The sequence below is a fragment of the Arthrobacter sp. K5 genome (assembly GCF_040448525.1).
GTDB classification, from domain to species: domain Bacteria; phylum Actinomycetota; class Actinomycetes; order Actinomycetales; family Micrococcaceae; genus Arthrobacter; species Arthrobacter globiformis.
In genome coordinates this window covers 1791140-1807291 of sequence record NZ_CP159279.1, presented here as the reverse complement: position 1 = coordinate 1807291, position 16152 = coordinate 1791140, and the positions used below count along the sequence as shown (strand labels likewise).

Sequence of the window (16152 nt, the reverse complement as noted above, 5' to 3'; positions counted from 1 at the left end):
GAGCCTGCCGTCGCCTCGGCCGAGGGGACGGCATCGCCTGCCGCGGCGCCCAAGCTCCGCAGCCACGACGAGCTCAAGGCCCTGGCCGAGGCCGGCGCTGCCGAGCTCGGCTGGGACGCCCCGGCCCGCGACGTGATCGCCTGGGTCGAGCGCAACTTCGACATGCCCGCCGTCGCCGTCGCGTGCTCCATGGCCGACGCCGTCCTGCCGGCACTGGTCGCTGACCAGCTGCCCGGCGTCGACGTCCTGTTCCTGGAGACCGGCTACCACTTCCCGGAAACCTACGCCACGCGCGACGAGGTGGCCGCGAACCTCCGCGTCAACGTGGTGGACGTGCTCCCCGAGAACACCGTGGAGCAGCAGGACCGGCTCCTGGGCAAGGACCTGTTCGCCCGCGACGCCGCCCAGTGCTGCGCCCTCCGCAAGGTGGCGCCGCTGCGCCGCACGCTGTCCGGCTATGAACTGTGGTTCACCGGCGTCCGCCGCGACGAGGCCCCCACCCGCACCAACACGCCGCTGGTGACGTGGGACGAGGCCAACGGCCTGGTCAAGGTCAACCCGATGGCCGCCTGGACGTTCGACCAGCTGGTGCAGTACTCCGACGACAACCTCCTGCCCGTCAACCCGCTCCTGTCCCAGGGCTACCCGTCCATCGGCTGCCAGCCCTGCACCCGTAAGGTGGCTGCCGGCGAGGACCCCCGCGCCGGCCGCTGGGCAGGAACCAACAAGACAGAATGCGGACTACACGTATGAGCACTTTCCTAACTGAGGAGACCACCCTGGTGACCGACGCAGCTGCCACAACGCGCCTCTCCAGCCTGGACACCCTCGAATCCGAAGCGATCCACATCATCCGCGAGGTTGTGGCCGAGTTCGAGAAGCCGGCGTTGCTCTTCTCTGGCGGCAAGGACTCCGTGGTCATGCTGCACCTGGCCACCAAGGCCTTCTGGCCGGGCAAGGTCCCGTTCCCGGTACTGCACGTGGACACCGGCCACAACTTCCCCGAGGTCATCGACTTCCGCGACCGGACCGTTGAACGGCTGGGACTGAAGCTCGTCGTCGGCTCCGTGCAGGAATTCATCGACCGCGGCGAGCTGGCCGAGCGTGCCGACGGCACCCGCAACCCGCTGCAGACCGTTCCGCTGCTGGACGCCATCCAGTCCAACAAGTTCGACGCCGTCTTCGGCGGCGGCCGCCGCGACGAGGACAAGGCCCGCGCCAAGGAGCGAATCCTGAGCCTCCGCGACGAGTTCGGCCAGTGGGACCCGCGCAACCAGCGCCCCGAGCTGTGGAACCTGTACAACGGCCGCCACACGGTGGGCCAGCACGTGCGTGCGTTCCCCATCAGCAACTGGACCGAGCTGGACGTGTGGCGTTACATCGAGCGCGAAAACATCGAGCTGCCGGGCCTGTACTACGCCCACGAGCGCGAGGTCTTCGCCCGTGACGGCATGTGGCGCGCCGTGGGCGAGGTCTCCCAGCCGCTGCCGCACGAGGACGTCATCACCAAGACTGTCCGCTACCGGACCGTCGGTGACATGTCCTGCACCGGCGCCGTCGAGTCGGCCGCCGCCACAGTGCGCGACGTCGTGATCGAAGTTGCCGCCTCCACCATCACCGAACGTGGCGCCACCCGTGCGGATGACCGCATCTCCGAGGCCGCCATGGAAGACCGCAAGAAGGACGGCTACTTCTAATGACTACCGACATTGACACCGCCCGCGCCGCGGCCCTCCTGGACGAAGCCCCGCTCGCTTCCGCCTCGCTGTTCCGCTTCGCCACGGCAGGATCGGTCGACGACGGGAAGTCCACTCTGGTGGGCCGGCTCCTGCACGACTCCAAGGCCATCCTCGCCGACCAGCTCGACGCCGTTGCCCGCACCTCCGCGGACCGCGGCTTCGGCGGGGCGGCCGGCGGCATCGACCTGGCCCTCCTGACCGACGGCCTGCGTGCCGAGCGCGAGCAGGGCATCACCATCGACGTCGCCTACCGCTACTTCGCCACGGACCGCCGCAGCTTCATCCTGGCAGACTGCCCCGGGCACGTGCAGTACACCAAGAACACGGTGACCGGCGCGTCCACCGCGGATGCCGTCGTCGTACTCATTGACGCCCGCAAGGGTGTCCTGGAGCAGACCCGCCGCCACCTGTCCGTGCTGCAGCTGCTGCGCGTGGCCCACGTGATCGTCGCCGTGAACAAGATCGACCTCGTGGACTTCAGCGAGACCGTGTTCCGCGAGATCGAAGCCGACGTGCAGCAGGTGGGCCGCGAACTGGGCCTGGGTTCGGACGGGATCACCGACCTGCTGGTGGTTCCGGTGTCCGCGCTCGACGGCGACAACGTGGTGGAGCGCTCGGAGCGCACCCCCTGGTACACCGGCCCGGCTCTGCTCGAGGTGCTCGAGACCCTGCCCGCAGCCGATGAACTCGAAAGCCACCTGGAGAGCTTCCGCTTCCCCGTGCAGCTGGTCATCCGGCCGCAGGGTGCGCTGGCGCCGGATGCCGTTGCCGGCGGGCTCGACGTCGAGGAATACCGCGACTACCGCGCCTACGCGGGGCAGATCACCGAGGGTTCCGTGAAGGTGGGGGACAAGGTTTCTGTGCTCACGCCTGGCCAGGACCCGCGCACCACCACGGTCACCGGCATCGACTTCGCAGGTTCCTCACTGCAGGAGGCCTCCGCCCCGCAGTCGGTGGCGATCCGCCTTGCCGACGAGTTCGATGTCGCCCGCGGTGATACCATCGCCGCCGCCGGTACCGTCCGCGAAAGCTCGGCCGACCTGTACGCGCAGCTGTGCTGGCTGTCGCCGAAGCCGCTCCGCGAGGGTGCCAAGGTCCTGGTCAAGCACGGCACCCGCACCGTGCAGGCCCTGGTCCGCAGCGTCAACGGCAAGCTGGACCTGGCCACCTTCAAGCTTGAAGGCGCCTCCAGCCTGGAGCTCAACGACATCGGGCACGCGCAGCTCCGGCTCGCCGCCCCGCTGCCGCTTGAGAACTACCTGCACCACCGCCGCACCGGTGCGTTCCTGGTGATCGACCCGCTCGACGGCAACACCCTCGCCGCCGGCCTGGTCAAGGACCACCCGGGCGACCACGAGGACGAGCGCTACTCGATCTGATCGCGTGTACCAAGCAGAGGCCCCGGTCCGGAAGTCATTTCCGTCCCGGGGCCCTTCTGTTCCTGCAAGACCTGTTTCCGCAGGACCTATTTGCGCAGAACCTATTTCCGCAGGACCTTTCCGCAGGACCGGCCTGCTAGGCGGGATCGCTTCCGGTCGCCGCGCCGGCTTCGAGGATCGACTTGAGCTTGTGCAGGTCCTTGCGTGTTGCCCTGCTAATCATTGGCGCCATGAACAGCCCCGCCAGCTGCGAGAATCCTGACGGCTCGCCAGTGTTGCCGAGTGTCATCCGGGTCCCGCCGATGACCTCCGCCCAAGTGTAGGTCGTCTGCATGGGAAAGGGGCCCTGTGCTGTCCGCATCACCAGTTTCTCGCCGGGGACGTATTCGATGAATTCGTAGGTGTAGTTCAGGTCCCGGCCCAGGAACTTGGCAGTGAAGGCAACCTTGGATCCGACGTCGATGGGTCCAGTCGTCAGCCGCTGTGACGAGTGGATGTTGTCGTACCACTGCGGGGCGTTGTCCGGGTTCGCGGCGTAGTCGGCCACGTCGTCCCGCCGACGCCGGATCAGGATCTCGGTCTGAACATTCACCATGCTTGCGTCTCCTTCGGTAGGACCGGGGTTTAGCCTTGAACCTACGTTAGTCCCCGTTCATCCAATGGGAGGCCGCTGGTGGAGACCATCAACAGCAAGCTCATCAACTGGGCATCGATCCTGGACGAGAAGACCCGTGAGCAGGCCCTGACCACCTCCCGGCTGCCCTTCATCTACCCGCACCTGGCCCTGATGCCGGACGCGCACCTGGGCAAGGGCGCCACGGTGGGATCCGTCATCCCGACGCTCGGCGCGATCATTCCGGCCGCCGTCGGGGTGGACATCGGCTGCGGCATGATCGCGGTGCGGACCCAGTACACCCTCAAACAGCTGCCGCGGGACCGGAAGCCGCTGCGTGAAAGCATCGAGCGCGCCATCCCGCTGTCCGCCGGCCACAACAACCGCAGGGTGGCGCACACCGCGGAGCCACGCATCGCCGAGCTGCACCGGCGGGCCGACAAGGCTGGGTTCAACCCCGCGCAGTACGTGGCGAAATGGGATCTGCAGCTGGGATCGCTCGGCTCCGGCAACCACTTCATCGAGGTCTGCACCGACGAGACCGACGCCGTCTGGCTGTTCCTGCATTCCGGCTCGCGCGGCATCGGCAACAAGATCGCCCAGCACCACATCAGGGTGGCCCAGGGAGTGGCCCGCGACAAGCGCATCACGCTCGAAGACCCGGACCTCGCGTACCTGGAGGAGGGCACGCCGGAGTTCACCCGGTACATCAAGGAACTGCGCTGGGCCCAGCACTTCGCCCTGCTGAACCGCGAGGAGATGATGGACCGCGTGATCCGGCAATTCGGCGACTGGGTGGGCGGATCCGTCACGGAGACGGAGCGGATCAACTGCCACCACAACTTCACCCAGCAGGAGACGCATTACGGCAAGTCGGTCTGGGTGTCGCGCAAGGGCGCCATCAAGGCCGAAGCCGGAGACCCCGGCCTGATTCCGGGGTCCATGGGAACGGCGTCCTACGTCGTGGAGGGACTGGGCAACACCACGTCCCTGAATTCCTCGCCGCACGGTGCCGGCCGGGAGTATTCGCGTAATGCTGCGCGCAAGGCCTTCTCGCTGGCGCAGCTCAAAGAAGCCATGCACGGCATCGAATTCCGGGCCACCGAGGCGTTCATCGACGAGATCCCGGCAGCCTACAAGCCCATCGACCAGGTCATGCGTGACGCCGCGGATCTGGTGAAGGTGCGGCACCGGCTGCGCCAGCTGGTGAATGTCAAGGGGGATTAGCCCCGTAATCCCAAGGGCCCGCAGGCAGGCGGATTTTTGTGGCCGAATGTGACGCTGCATGAACCTGCGTGACCCCGGGTTTCCGCTCCGTTGAACCCCGTTTATGCCAGTCCCTATGGTGAATCCATGAGTACTTCCAGGCCGGGCATGACCCGCATTGTGGCCGGCGAAAGCCAGACGCCCAAGCGCCGCCGCGCCCTGGAAGTGGCGCTGGCCGTTGGCCTCGTCCTGCTGATCAGCGTGGGCGCGGTTGTTGCATCGGCGGTGGCCCGGGATTCCAATGCCACGGCGGCCCCTGACGCCGCCACCACCCCAGCGGCCGAGCTGAAGCTGGGCTACTTCGGGAACATCACCCACGCCACCGCGCTGGTTGGCGTCCAGAAGGGCTTCATCGCCAAGGAGCTGGGCGACACCAAGCTGAGCACACAGGTGTTCAACGCCGGCCCGGCGGCGATCGAGGCGCTGAACGCCGGCGCGATCGACGCCACGTACATCGGCCCGAACCCGGCCATCAACTCGTTCGTCAAGAGCAAGGGCGAGTCCATCAGCATCATCGCCGGGGCGGCCTCCGGCGGGGCGCAGCTGGTGGTCAAGCCGGAGATCAAGACCGCGGCCGACCTCAAGGGCAAGACCCTGGCCTCCCCGCAGCTGGGCGGCACTCAGGACGTGGCACTGCGCGCCTGGCTGGGCAAGCAGGGCTACAAGACCAACACCGACGGCGGCGGGGACGTTGCGATCAACCCCACCGAGAACGCCCAGACCCTGAAGCTGTTCCAGGACGGCAAGCTCGACGGCGCGTGGTTGCCTGAGCCGTGGGCCTCCCGTCTGGTGCTCCAGGCCGGAGCGAAGGTCCTGGTGGATGAGAAGGACCTGTGGGACGGGTCGCTGACGGGCAAGGCCGGCGAGTTCCCCACCACCATCCTGATCGTGAACAAGAAGTTCGCCGCGGAGCACCCGCAGACGGTGGAGGCCCTGCTCAAGGGCCACGTCGAGGCCGTGAAGTGGCTCAACGACACCCCGGCCGCCGAGAAGGCCGCCGTCGTCAACGCCGCCCTCAAACAGGACGCCGGCAAGGCACTGGCCCAAAATGTCATTGACCGTTCGCTGAAGAACATCGTGTTCACGGTGGACCCGCTGGCGGGAACGTTCAAGAAGCTGCTGCAGGACGGCGTGGACGCCGGCACCACCAAGCAGGCCGACCTCAACGGCCTCTTCGACCTCCGGGCACTGAATTCAGTGGCCACGGAAAAAACCACAGCTGCAGGGCTGGGCCAGGACTAGCCCGGCCCGCATCTGCACCGCCGCATAAAACGCACCACGAACAAAGGACGGGACCATGCCAGTCGTACTGGAAAACCTGGGCAAGCGCTTCGGCGAGGGCGCCCCGGTGCTGGACGACGTCAACGCCACCATCGGCAAGGGCGAGTTCGTCGCCCTCCTCGGTGCGTCCGGCTGCGGTAAGTCCACCCTGCTGAACATCATGGCGGGACTGGAGCTCCCGACGTCGGGCGCCCTGGAGGTGCCCAGCGACGGCGCCGCCTTCATGTTCCAGGACTCAGCCCTGTTCCCATGGCTTACCGCCCGCGAAAACGTTGAGCTCGCGCTGAAGCTGCGCGGCGTCGGGAAGGCGGAGCGGCGGGTCAAAGCCGCGGAGCTGCTGGAACTGGTCCACCTGGCCGAGGCGGCGGACCGGCGTCCGCACGAGCTCTCCGGCGGGATGCGCCAGCGCGTGGCCCTGGCCCGGTCGCTCGCGCAGGACCGCCAGCTGCTCCTCATGGATGAGCCGTTCGCGGCCCTGGACGCCATCACCCGCGACCTGCTGCACGACGAACTTGAGCGCATCTGGAAGGAAACCGGACGCACTATCGTCTTTGTGACCCACAACGTCCGCGAGGCGGTCCGGCTGGGCCAGCGCGTCCTGCTGTTGTCCTCCCGGCCCGGCCGTGTGGTGCAGGAATGGGAAGTCACCGAAGAACACCGTACCGACGCCGGTCTTGCCGGACAGCTGACCGGGGTCATCACCGCCCGGCTGCGAGAGGAGATCCGCCGCCATGCCAAATAATTCATCTCCCGTGGCCGAGCCTGTGTCCCCCCTGGTCGAGCCTGAGTCCTCGCCGGTCGAGCCTGTCGAGACCAAGGATCCGACCGGTGCTGCTGAGAAGGTCCATGCCGCGCTGACCCGGTCCTCCACCGGCTCGGCGGACCTGCGGGAACTGGAGTCCGGGCTGGACTCGCTGCAGTCGGACGCGGTGCGCAAGGCCCGGGTCGACTGGAGCCGCGTTCTGCTGCCGGTCGCCGCCGTCGTGGTGCTCATCATCATCTGGCAGTTCTACGTCTCGCTGGGCCTCAAGCGCCGCGACCAGGTTCCCGGCCCCATGGATGTGCTGGAGCAGTTCGGCACGCTGTGGGCTGAGGGCTCGCTGCAGGAAGCTGTCTGGACGTCGCTGCAGCGCGGGCTCCTGGGGTTCCTGATCAGCGTGGCGATTGCGACGCCGGTCGGTCTGCTCCTGGCCCAGGTGGCGCCGCTGCGCAGGGCGTTCGGTCCGCTGATTTCGGGCCTGCAGGTTCTGCCGTCAGTCGCGTGGGTGCCGGCCGCCATCATCTGGTTCGGCCTCACCGACGCCACCGTGTACTTCGTGGTGTTCATGGGCGCCATCCCGTCGATCATCAACGGCCTGATCTCCGGTGTCGACCAGATCCCGCCGCAGTACCGCAGCGTGGGCACCGTCCTCGGTGCGTCGCGGCTGCAGATGGCGGTGCAGATCATCCTTCCCGCAGCACTGCCGGGCTACCTCAGCGGCCTCAAGCAGGGCTGGGCCTTCTCCTGGCGTTCACTGATGGCCGCGGAAATCATTGCCGTGGGCGGCACCATCGGCTTCGGCCTCGGTTCCATGCTGAACCAGGGCCGCGACCTCGCCGACATGACCATCGTGATGTCCGCGATCCTCCTGATCCTGGCCGTGGGCATCCTGATCGAGCTGCTGGTGTTCGCACCGATCGAGAAGCGCCTGCTCCAGCGCCGCGGCCTCCTGGCAGGCAGCACCCGCTAAGCACCTCCAGACTGAACGTGAAAGCCCGACGGCGACTCCCGCCGTCGGGCTTTTTGCTGCCCTGCCGCCTGCGCCCGCGACCAAGCAGGGCGCCCGCGACCAAACGGGGGCGCCCGCGACCAAACTGGGGCACATTGAGCCGGGACACGCCGAGGATTGGCCGGATACAGGCCGACATCCCGGCCAAAGTGCCCCACGACGGCATGGACCTTCCGGCTCCCAGGCACAAGAAAGCCCGACGGCGGTAAGCGCCGTCGGGCTTTCAGCTAACCAAGGTCAGCCGCGGACCAGTGTCCCGCAGCCTTGGACCTCGAAGCCCTTTACCCAGGACGGAATCGTCACGATAACCCAGGCTGAACCCAAGTAGTTGTCGTAGATCTCGTCAAGGGTTCCGCCGAAGCCGCTCAGCATCGCCATGTAACAGGAACTGCCGGAGCCGTAGCCGTAATAGTCGCCGGGCAGGATGTCGATACCAACCCGGTAGGTTCCGTCTTTAGTGATGCTTGTTGCCTTTGCACCCGTGGACGGGACAGTGGTCCAAGCGCCGCAGCCACTGGACCTGAACCCTACGTCGCCGGGAAGGATCTGGACGTACGTCCGGGCGGACCCGTAGTAGTTCGCGTTGACGTAGTCCAGACTGCTGCCAAAGCCATTGAGCCGTTCCCAGTAGCAGCCGCTGCCCGTTCCCGTCGCCTTGTACAGGCCCGGCTTGATCTGCGTCCCCACCCGATACGTGCCGTCTCCGCGAAGAACCGTCACAGCCCAGACCGGCAGCTTCAGTGCCGGGCTCATCGTGACCCGGGTGTCCGAGTAGATGAGGCTGGCGGAGACGCGGACCGTGATGGAGCGGCCGTTGTCCGCGGCGGTGAGCCGGTAGGTGCGGTAGCGCGCGCCGGAGATGGCGGCACCGTTGCGGTACCACTGGTAGGCGTAGGCCGACGGCGCGGGGGAGTAGGTGCCGGGATTGGCTGTGAGGACCGAGCCCAGCGATGTTGCCCCGGTGATGCGCGGCGCCGTCTTCAGCGTGATCAGCGCCCTGCCAACGGTGACTGCCCCGGTGGTTACCGATCGTGTTGCATAGCCTGGCTTGGAAACCGTGACCTTCACGTTCACCCTGGACCCGATGTAGCTGGGGTTGAAGTACAGCGCGTACCCGGTGCCGCCCCTGATTGCTACGCCGTTCCGGTACCACTGGTACCGGAACGTCGTGCCAGAGGGCCAGCCCTGGGACACCTTCACGGTGTTGCCGTAACGGTGGGTTCCCACCACGCTCAAGGGTTTGGTGGCAACAATCGTCCCGGCCGCAATGGTGCGTGCCGCGGAGAAGCGGTCAACGGTGACGAAGCCGGCCTTGGTTGCCCGGACCCGCACCTTGAGTGCTTTGCCGTAGTCGGCAGCGGACGTTGTGTACGTACGCCCAACCGCTCCAGCGATGGCCGCCGTTCCGCGGTACCACTGGTAGGACAGCGCGGCACCTCCGGGAGCCCACGTTCCTGCATTCGCCGTCTGCACCTCGCCCACGCTGGCGGTTCCGCTGACGGTGGGTACGGGCGCGGTCACGAAGGTTGCGCTGACTCCGGTGACCTGAACGGAGGAAAGTTCCACCGAGGTGAAGCCGGGCGCGGACAGCGTCACTTTGGCCCACAGCTTCTGTCCGACATCGGAGGCTGTGACGGTGTAGCGGGAGGTGGTGGCCGATCCGATGGCCAAGCTACCGCGGAACCACTGGTAGGCCAGGGCTCCCTGGCTGGCGGAGGTATCCCACTGCGGTGTGCCCACCGACAGCTCCTGGCCGGCGGCAGGCCTGCCGGTCACGGCGTTGCTCCAAACGACCCCTGTGAAGGCGGCCGGGCGTACAGTGACGGCCGCCGCTGACACTTCGGTTCCGGGAGCCTGGGCCTCCGTCGACGCCACCACAGTGAGCAGGATGCTCTTGCCCGCCATGGACGGGACAATGGCCAGGGCATCAGCTTCGCCGACCCCGTGACCTGCGGTCTGGACCGGAACGCCGTCGATGATCCAGCTGTACTGGATCCAGCCGGCGCCGTTCCACTGGCCGCCCGTGGATGTGAGGGTGCCGCCGACGACGGGGTCCCCCTCAATGGCCGGAGGGCTGATGTTTTCGGGAGCGGCCGGTGCCACTTCCGCGGGCACTGTTTCCTCGGGTGTAACCTCGGCGGGCGCTGTTTCCGTCGGCGTGGCCTCGGCCGACGGCTGTCCTTCGGCAGCCGGACCGGCCGGTGCCGGGTCAACAGGTGCCGGGTCAGCCGGTGCCGGGTCTACGGGAGCCGGTGCGGGCTCCGTAACACTGCCGGTTTCCATCGGCAGCGCCTGTGCTGCCGGAGCCATCAGAAGTCCGGCAAGCAACGCCATGCTGCCGGCTATGGCTATGCTCCTGGTCGGCAGACCAGGGCGCGTCCGCGTACGGACGTTTTCGTGCAGAGACAACTAGTGTCCTTCCCCCATGTTGAGACCGATCGGTGATCCCGATCGGAGATATTGTAGGGCTCAGCACGGACAATTCCGGTCCGTCAGCCGCGTGCCAGTCAGCCACAGGACACTTGTCGGAATGTGACGCAGCGTTACCTTGCGTGAACTGGTGTTTCCGCGCCGTTGGTTGGGCCCGTAACACAGCCCTACCGTTGATTCATGGCAATTCAGGACATTTACCCCACGGCGCTGCGCCTCCTCGGCCGCCCCGTGCTGGTGGTGGGCGGCGGACGCGTGGCTGCGCGCCGCGCGAAGGGCCTGCTCGACGCCGGTGCCCGCGTCACCGTGGTTGCCCCCGAGGCCACCGCCGCGCTCCGCGAACTCGCCGATGCCGGCCTTCTCACCTGGGAGCCCCGCACCTACCGGTCCGACGACGTCGACGGCGTCTGGTTCGTTCAGACTGCCACCGGCGATCCTGCCGTTGACACCGCGGTAGCTTCCGACGCCGAAGCGCAGCGCGTCTGGTGCGTCAACGCCTCCGACCACGAATCCTCCGCAGCCTGGACGCCCGCCGTCGCCGTGGTGGACGACGTCAAGATCGCCGTCAATGCCGGGGGAGACCCGCGCCGTGCCATGGCCCTGCGCGACGCCGTCGCCACGGCCCTGGAATCCGGTGACCTGCCGCTGCGCCGCCGCCGTATATCGAAGGACAGTGCCCACCGCGGATCGGTTGCCCTTGTCGGCGGCGGCCCCGGAGACACCGGCCTCATCACCGTCCGCGGCCGCCGGCTGCTCGGCCAGGCCGACGTCGTCGTCGCTGACCGTCTCGGCCCGCGTGAGCTGCTCAACGAACTTGCGCCGGACGTGCGCGTCATCGAGGTCGGCAAGACCCCCGGCCACCACCCCGTGCCGCAGGCCGACATCAACCGGATCCTCGTCGAAGAGGCGCTCCAGGGCCACCGTGTGGTGCGCCTCAAGGGCGGCGACCCGTACGTCCTGGGCCGCGGCGGCGAGGAAGCAGAATTCTGCCGCCAGCACGGCGTCGAGGTGGAAGTGGTTTCCGGAGTGACATCCGCCATCTCCGTCCCCGCGGCCGCCGGCATCCCGGTCACGCACCGCGGCCTGGCGAAGGGCTTCAGCGTGGTCACCGGCCACGAGGAACTCTCCGAGGTCCCGGCCCGCCCCGACCACACTGTGGTGCTCCTCATGGGCGTCGGCCAGCTGCGCGAATCCGCGTCCGCCCTCGGCAGGGCCGGGCTGCCCCGTGACACGCCAGTTGGTATTGTGGAAAACGGCTACCTGCCGGACCAGCGCGTCACGATCGGCACCCTCGGCACCATCGCCGACCAGGCCGAGGCCGCCGGCGTCGCCAATCCTGCAGTGATCGTCATCGGTGACGTTGTCCGCGTCAGCCCCTTTGCGCCGTCGCACTTCAAAACCGCCGACTACAGCACCACCAGCCCCAACAAGCCCCGCACCAGCACCACCCGCGTTCTCACCCCCTGAAACCCATCGATTGCTCCATAACTGCCCTCATGAAGGTTCAAAAGGGCGTCTACGGAGCAACCGATGCAGAAGAAAAGGAACACAGCCGTGTCAACCAGCACCACCGTAGGAACCGCCGCCCGCCCGTTGCGCGTGGCCGTCATCGGATCCGGCCCGGCCGGCGTCTACGCAGCGGACATCCTCACCAAGAGCGAGGCCGTCAAGAGCGGCGAGCTGACCGTGAGCATCGACCTCTTTGACCGCTACCCGGCACCCTACGGCCTGATCCGCTACGGTGTGGCCCCGGACCACCCGCGCATCAAGGGCATCGTCAACGCCCTGCACAAGGTCCTGGACCGCGGCGACATCCGCTTCTTCGGCAACGTCGACTACGGCACCGACCTCTCCATCGAGGACCTGCGCACGCACTACGACGCCGTCATCTTCGCCACCGGCGCCATCAAGGACGCTGACCTGAACATCCCGGGCATCGAACTCGAGGGCTCCTTCGGCGGCGCCGACTTCGTCTCCTGGTACGACGGACACCCGGACGTTTCCCGCGAATGGCCGCTGGACGCCAAGGAAATCGCTGTGATCGGCAACGGCAACGTGGCCCTCGACGTGGCCCGCGTCCTCTCCAAGCACGCCGACGACCTCCTGGTCTCCGAGATCCCGGACAACGTCTACGCCGGCCTGAAGGCATCGCCTGTCACCGACGTCCACGTCTTCGGCCGCCGCGGCCCCGCGCAGGTGAAGTTCACCCCGCTGGAGCTGCGCGAGCTGTCCCACTCCAAGGACGTGGACCTCATCCTGTACCCGGAGGACTTTGAGTTCGACGAGGAATCCGACCGCCAGATCCAGAGCAACAACCAGACCAAGACCATGGTCGGAACGCTCACCAACTGGATCGCCGAGCAGCCCGAGGATGTCTCCGAGCTCAAGGCCTCCCGCCGCCTGCACCTGCACTTCCTGCACAGCCCGGTGGAAATTTACGACGACGCCGAGAACCCCGGGCGCGTCAGCGGCATCAAGTTTGAGCGCACCGAACTGGACGGCACGGGCAACGCCCGTGGCACCGGCGAGTACATCGACTACCCGGTCCAGGCCGTCTACCGCGCCATCGGTTACTTCGGTTCCGCGCTGCCGGAGATCGAATTCGACCACAAGAAGGGCGTCGTCCCGAACGCCGGCGGCCGCGTCCTGGACGCCTCCGGCGAGCACGTCCCGGGCATCTACGCGACCGGCTGGATCAAGCGCGGACCGGTGGGCCTGATCGGCCACACCAAGGGTGATGCCCTCGAAACCGTGACCCTCCTGCTGGAAGACCGCGAGAACCTGCCGGTTGCCGAGGCACCCGCTGCCAGCGCCGTCGTCGACCTGCTCGAAAGCCGCGGCGTGGAATACACCACCTGGGAAGGCTGGCTTGCACTGGACGCCCACGAGCTCGCCCTGGGTGCCGAGGCCACCGCTGCCGGCGGCTCGCACGGCGTTGAGGTTGTGCGTGAGCGCATCAAGGTGGTGCCGCGCGAGGACATGGTCTCGATCTCCCGCGAAGGGATCGCCGCCAGCGTCTAGCGCCTGACAGCGATGGGGCCCGCACCGACAGGGTGCGGGCCCCGTTGGTTTAAGCGCCCGCGCAGCCGGCGGCCATGAGCTCGAGGCGCTGCAGGGTTTCCCGGTTGCGTACCTTGATGATCGGGTCGCGAAGCGCCTTGGGAACAGCCAAGCCCGGGCCCCTGACCGCGTCCTCGGCTATCGTGACCCTGCACCGCTCGCCGAGGTCTTCAATGGTGAGGATCACCTTGGCCTCGCCGATAGGCCAGCCTCGGGCAATCAGCTCCAGCCGCTGCCCCGGTTCAACCGCCGTCACCTTGGTTGAATCGTTGATGAGCAGCGGCCAGGCGCCCACCGAGTGATGGAGCAGGGCGCCGACCTGCGGCCAGCGCGCGTCCACGGAACGGATTCTCGAGGCGCCCACCACCCAGCCGGAATAGAGCCAGCCGTCCGCGATAACGGTCCAGACTGCCGAGGCCGGTGAATTGAAGACCTGCGTGACGGTTGACATGGTGTTCCTTTCATCGGCCGAAGCTTGACGCCGGGTGGCGGTGCTCCGGTCTGCGGCTTTCAGCCCGGCGGGATGCGGGTCGCCGGAAACGCGCGGGGCGAGGCGCCGCGCGGCACGGTACGAGCGCTCCCGGAGCCGGCGTGCCCAGGGATAGGTCCCGGCGCCGGGCAGGGGATGCTTTAGGGGATCGAAGCGGATGGCCGTGTCTCCGTGGGCCGTGCCTCCGCCAGCCGTGTCTCCAATGGCCGTTCCTCCGCCGGTGGGAGCGGCCCTCAGGTGCAGCACGCCGGCCTGCACCCACCGGCCTGCCGGGCTGGCGTACGACAGCGCCAGGCTCCAGTCACCGGTGGCCAGCGACTCCTTGAAGTTTCCGTCCGTGTCCGCCCGGCCTGTGGCGAGCCCCGGCAGGGACAATGTGCGCAGCCCCAGGAGGACGGGGCCGTTGGCACCCTTGTACGGCATCAGCGTGGTGAACCTGGCTGCGCCGGCATCCAGCTTGGGCAGCAGCATGAACCGGGCCGGCACACCCCAGCCGGTCGAGGCGAACAGGACATCGGCGACGTCGTCGGAGTCGCCAACACCAGTACCCACCCGAAGCGCCAGACCCAGAATGTCCGGCAGCGACTCAGGGAACCCGACCGAGCGGGAAAACCGCCCGCGCACCTGACGCGTCCCGGCGTCGTCGAGCCAGGAGATTCCGCTGGGCCCCGGGAGACCTGCTGCTGTGCGGCCCGCAGCACCGGTGAGGGTTAGTTCCCCAACCAGGCTGATACCCCGCGGATGAATGGGGCGGAAGGGGCGCACTCCCTTGACGGCACGGAACACCGCGGCAAAACCGCGCCCGGCGACCTCGGCTGCCCGCTCCGTCGCCCCTCCTGCCTGCGTCCCCGTGCCACTGCTGGATTGTCCCCTCATGCGCCGCTTTTCCATGGCTACATCCTTCCGAACTTTGACCGGACCAGCGCGAAGATTCCGTAGCAAACGAAGCCTGCCCCGATGGCAAACAGTAGGTAGGGCCCGTACTCGTGGTCGCGGAGGGCCTTCAGGCTGCCGTCGAGGCCGGTGGATTCCTCGGGCGTGTGCTTGGCGGCCGCGATGGTGAACAGCAGTCCGGCCAGGAACAGTGCGATGCCTTTGGCCACATGTCCGGTCACACCCAGGGAGTCAATGAGTTTGCCGCGGCGGGTGCCGTCGAAGTGGAAGAGCTCCTCCTTGAAGCCCCGCCGGAGGCCCTTCACCACGAAGTAGATGCCCACGCCGATGACGGTCAGGCCCAGGGCACTAAGGATCACGCCGCCAAAAGGATTGGTGAGGAGGGCTGCGCTCACGTCCCTCGTGGAATCGCCGGAGTCACCGCGGAGCCCCACCGCAAATCCGCCGAAACTGAGCCCGACGCTGCCGTAAGCGACCGCGAGGAAGCCCGAGGAAATCAGCTTCCCGATCCGTTCCTTGCGGGGCAGGTGGCGGGCCCGGAGGGTGGCCTCGCTCAGCTGCCAGACGGAGAGCCCCGCGCAGCCGATCAGGCAGGCCCACATAAGCGCCGGGCCCCAGGGATTGGCTGCCAGTTGTTCGATGGCGCCGGTGGCCTCGGCCTGCCCGGGATGCCCGAAGGCCAGGGCAATCGCAATGGCGCCCACGATGATGTGCAGCAGGGCCATGACAGCGAAACCGGAACGCGCGACGATGTCGAGCGCCTTGGTGTTCGAAGCAGCCTCCGCGGCGTCGGCCGCCTCGCTGATCGTCGAGTCGTTGTCCGTTGTGCCCTCCGGTTGGCCGTTCCTAATTCAGCCTAACGGCGCTTAGCCGTTCATTGGCCCTTCAGCGTGGATGCGCTCCGAGCCCTCTCCCACGAGTTTCACCGTGCAGCGCACCACGAGGTCGTCGGGTGCCGTGTCGATGTCGACGAGGGCTTCGCCGGCGCTGAGGACGGTGAATACTTCCGAGCCAGCCTCGACGTCGAAGCCCTTGCTCTTGGCAGCCTGCGTTGCGTTGGCCAGCGCCTCGCGCTTCAGCCCGTCTACGTATGCCTGGTCGTCCTCGCGTTCGGAGTCGCCGAATGCCCAGCCGAACAGTGTTCCTGTTGATCCCATGGCGTTGATTTTACGCACAGAACCATTGATATTACGGGCTATCGTAACGTTAGTAAGTGTGCTTACCATATGGG

The 16152-nt window shown here is 67.3% G+C and carries 14 protein-coding genes; 9 read left to right on the top strand and 5 right to left on the bottom strand.

What is annotated here, in order from left to right; genetic code table 11:
- Positions 1–81 precede the first annotated feature (81 nt).
- Genes ABRP34_RS08135 through ABRP34_RS08125 form a run of 3 tightly spaced genes read left to right on the top strand, consistent with a single transcriptional unit; the run spans position 82 to position 3118 of the window.
- Positions 82–753: a phosphoadenylyl-sulfate reductase gene (locus tag ABRP34_RS08135; RefSeq protein ID WP_085929203.1), complete on the top strand. Its 672-nt coding sequence runs from the start codon at positions 82–84 to the stop codon at positions 751–753.
- Complete coding sequence (gene cysD, locus ABRP34_RS08130) at positions 750–1697, top strand: sulfate adenylyltransferase subunit CysD (protein WP_003804172.1); 948 nt, start codon at positions 750–752, stop codon at positions 1695–1697. The genes ABRP34_RS08135 and cysD overlap by 4 nt, the downstream gene beginning before the upstream one ends.
- Positions 1697–3118 carry a GTP-binding protein gene (locus ABRP34_RS08125; RefSeq protein WP_353712814.1) on the top strand — a complete coding sequence of 474 codons (1422 nt, stop codon included), beginning with the start codon at positions 1697–1699 and terminating at the stop codon, positions 3116–3118. Before cysD ends, ABRP34_RS08125 begins: the two co-directional genes overlap by 1 nt.
- Before the next feature lie 136 nt (positions 3119–3254).
- Here the strand turns inward: ABRP34_RS08125 and ABRP34_RS08120 are convergent, their stop codons facing one another.
- Entirely contained in the window at positions 3255–3713 is a 459-nt protein-coding gene (locus ABRP34_RS08120; RefSeq protein ID WP_353712813.1) for an SRPBCC family protein, read from the bottom strand.
- Between the two features lie 78 nt (positions 3714–3791).
- On the opposite strand from ABRP34_RS08120, the gene ABRP34_RS08115 reads away from it, so the two are divergent.
- From ABRP34_RS08115 to ABRP34_RS08100, 4 genes are all read left to right on the top strand, one after another.
- Entirely contained in the window at positions 3792–4958 is a 1167-nt protein-coding gene (locus tag ABRP34_RS08115; RefSeq protein WP_353712812.1) for an RtcB family protein, read from the top strand.
- Positions 4959–5084: 126 nt separating this feature from the next.
- Positions 5085–6239 (top strand): ABC transporter substrate-binding protein, encoded by a 1155-nt coding sequence (locus ABRP34_RS08110; protein ID WP_353712811.1) that lies wholly within the window; start codon positions 5085–5087, stop codon positions 6237–6239.
- A gap of 55 nt (positions 6240–6294) precedes the next feature.
- The gene (locus tag ABRP34_RS08105; protein WP_003804180.1) at positions 6295–7020 is read left to right on the top strand and encodes an ABC transporter ATP-binding protein; all 726 of its coding nucleotides are present in this window, start codon (positions 6295–6297) and stop codon (positions 7018–7020) included.
- The gene (locus ABRP34_RS08100; protein ID WP_353712810.1) at positions 7010–8008 is read left to right on the top strand and encodes an ABC transporter permease; all 999 of its coding nucleotides are present in this window, start codon (positions 7010–7012) and stop codon (positions 8006–8008) included. The genes ABRP34_RS08105 and ABRP34_RS08100 overlap by 11 nt, the downstream gene beginning before the upstream one ends.
- A 276-nt stretch (positions 8009–8284) precedes the next feature.
- On the opposite strand, the gene ABRP34_RS08095 is transcribed toward ABRP34_RS08100, so the two are convergent.
- Entirely contained in the window at positions 8285–10381 is a 2097-nt protein-coding gene (locus tag ABRP34_RS08095; RefSeq protein WP_353712809.1) for a hypothetical protein, read from the bottom strand.
- Between the two features lie 276 nt (positions 10382–10657).
- On the opposite strand from ABRP34_RS08095, the gene cobA reads away from it, so the two are divergent.
- Both cobA and ABRP34_RS08085 read left to right on the top strand, forming a co-directional pair.
- Positions 10658–11944: a uroporphyrinogen-III C-methyltransferase gene (gene cobA / locus ABRP34_RS08090; RefSeq protein ID WP_353712808.1), complete on the top strand. Its 1287-nt coding sequence runs from the start codon at positions 10658–10660 to the stop codon at positions 11942–11944.
- Positions 11945–12031: 87 nt separating this feature from the next.
- Positions 12032–13498 carry an FAD-dependent oxidoreductase gene (locus ABRP34_RS08085; protein ID WP_353712807.1) on the top strand — a complete coding sequence of 489 codons (1467 nt, stop codon included), beginning with the start codon at positions 12032–12034 and terminating at the stop codon, positions 13496–13498.
- A gap of 49 nt (positions 13499–13547) precedes the next feature.
- Here the strand turns inward: ABRP34_RS08085 and ABRP34_RS08080 are convergent, their stop codons facing one another.
- From ABRP34_RS08080 to ABRP34_RS08070, 3 genes are all read right to left on the bottom strand, one after another.
- On the bottom strand, positions 13548–14918 hold the full coding sequence (locus ABRP34_RS08080) for an SRPBCC family protein (RefSeq protein ID WP_353712806.1): 1371 nt from the start codon (positions 14916–14918) through the stop codon (positions 13548–13550).
- A gap of 2 nt (positions 14919–14920) precedes the next feature.
- Entirely contained in the window at positions 14921–15646 is a 726-nt protein-coding gene (locus ABRP34_RS08075; RefSeq protein ID WP_353712805.1) for a DUF1206 domain-containing protein, read from the bottom strand.
- 141 nt (positions 15647–15787) lie between these two features.
- Complete coding sequence (locus ABRP34_RS08070; protein ID WP_043419329.1) at positions 15788–16078, bottom strand: hypothetical protein; 291 nt, start codon at positions 16076–16078, stop codon at positions 15788–15790.
- Positions 16079–16152 lie beyond the last annotated feature (74 nt).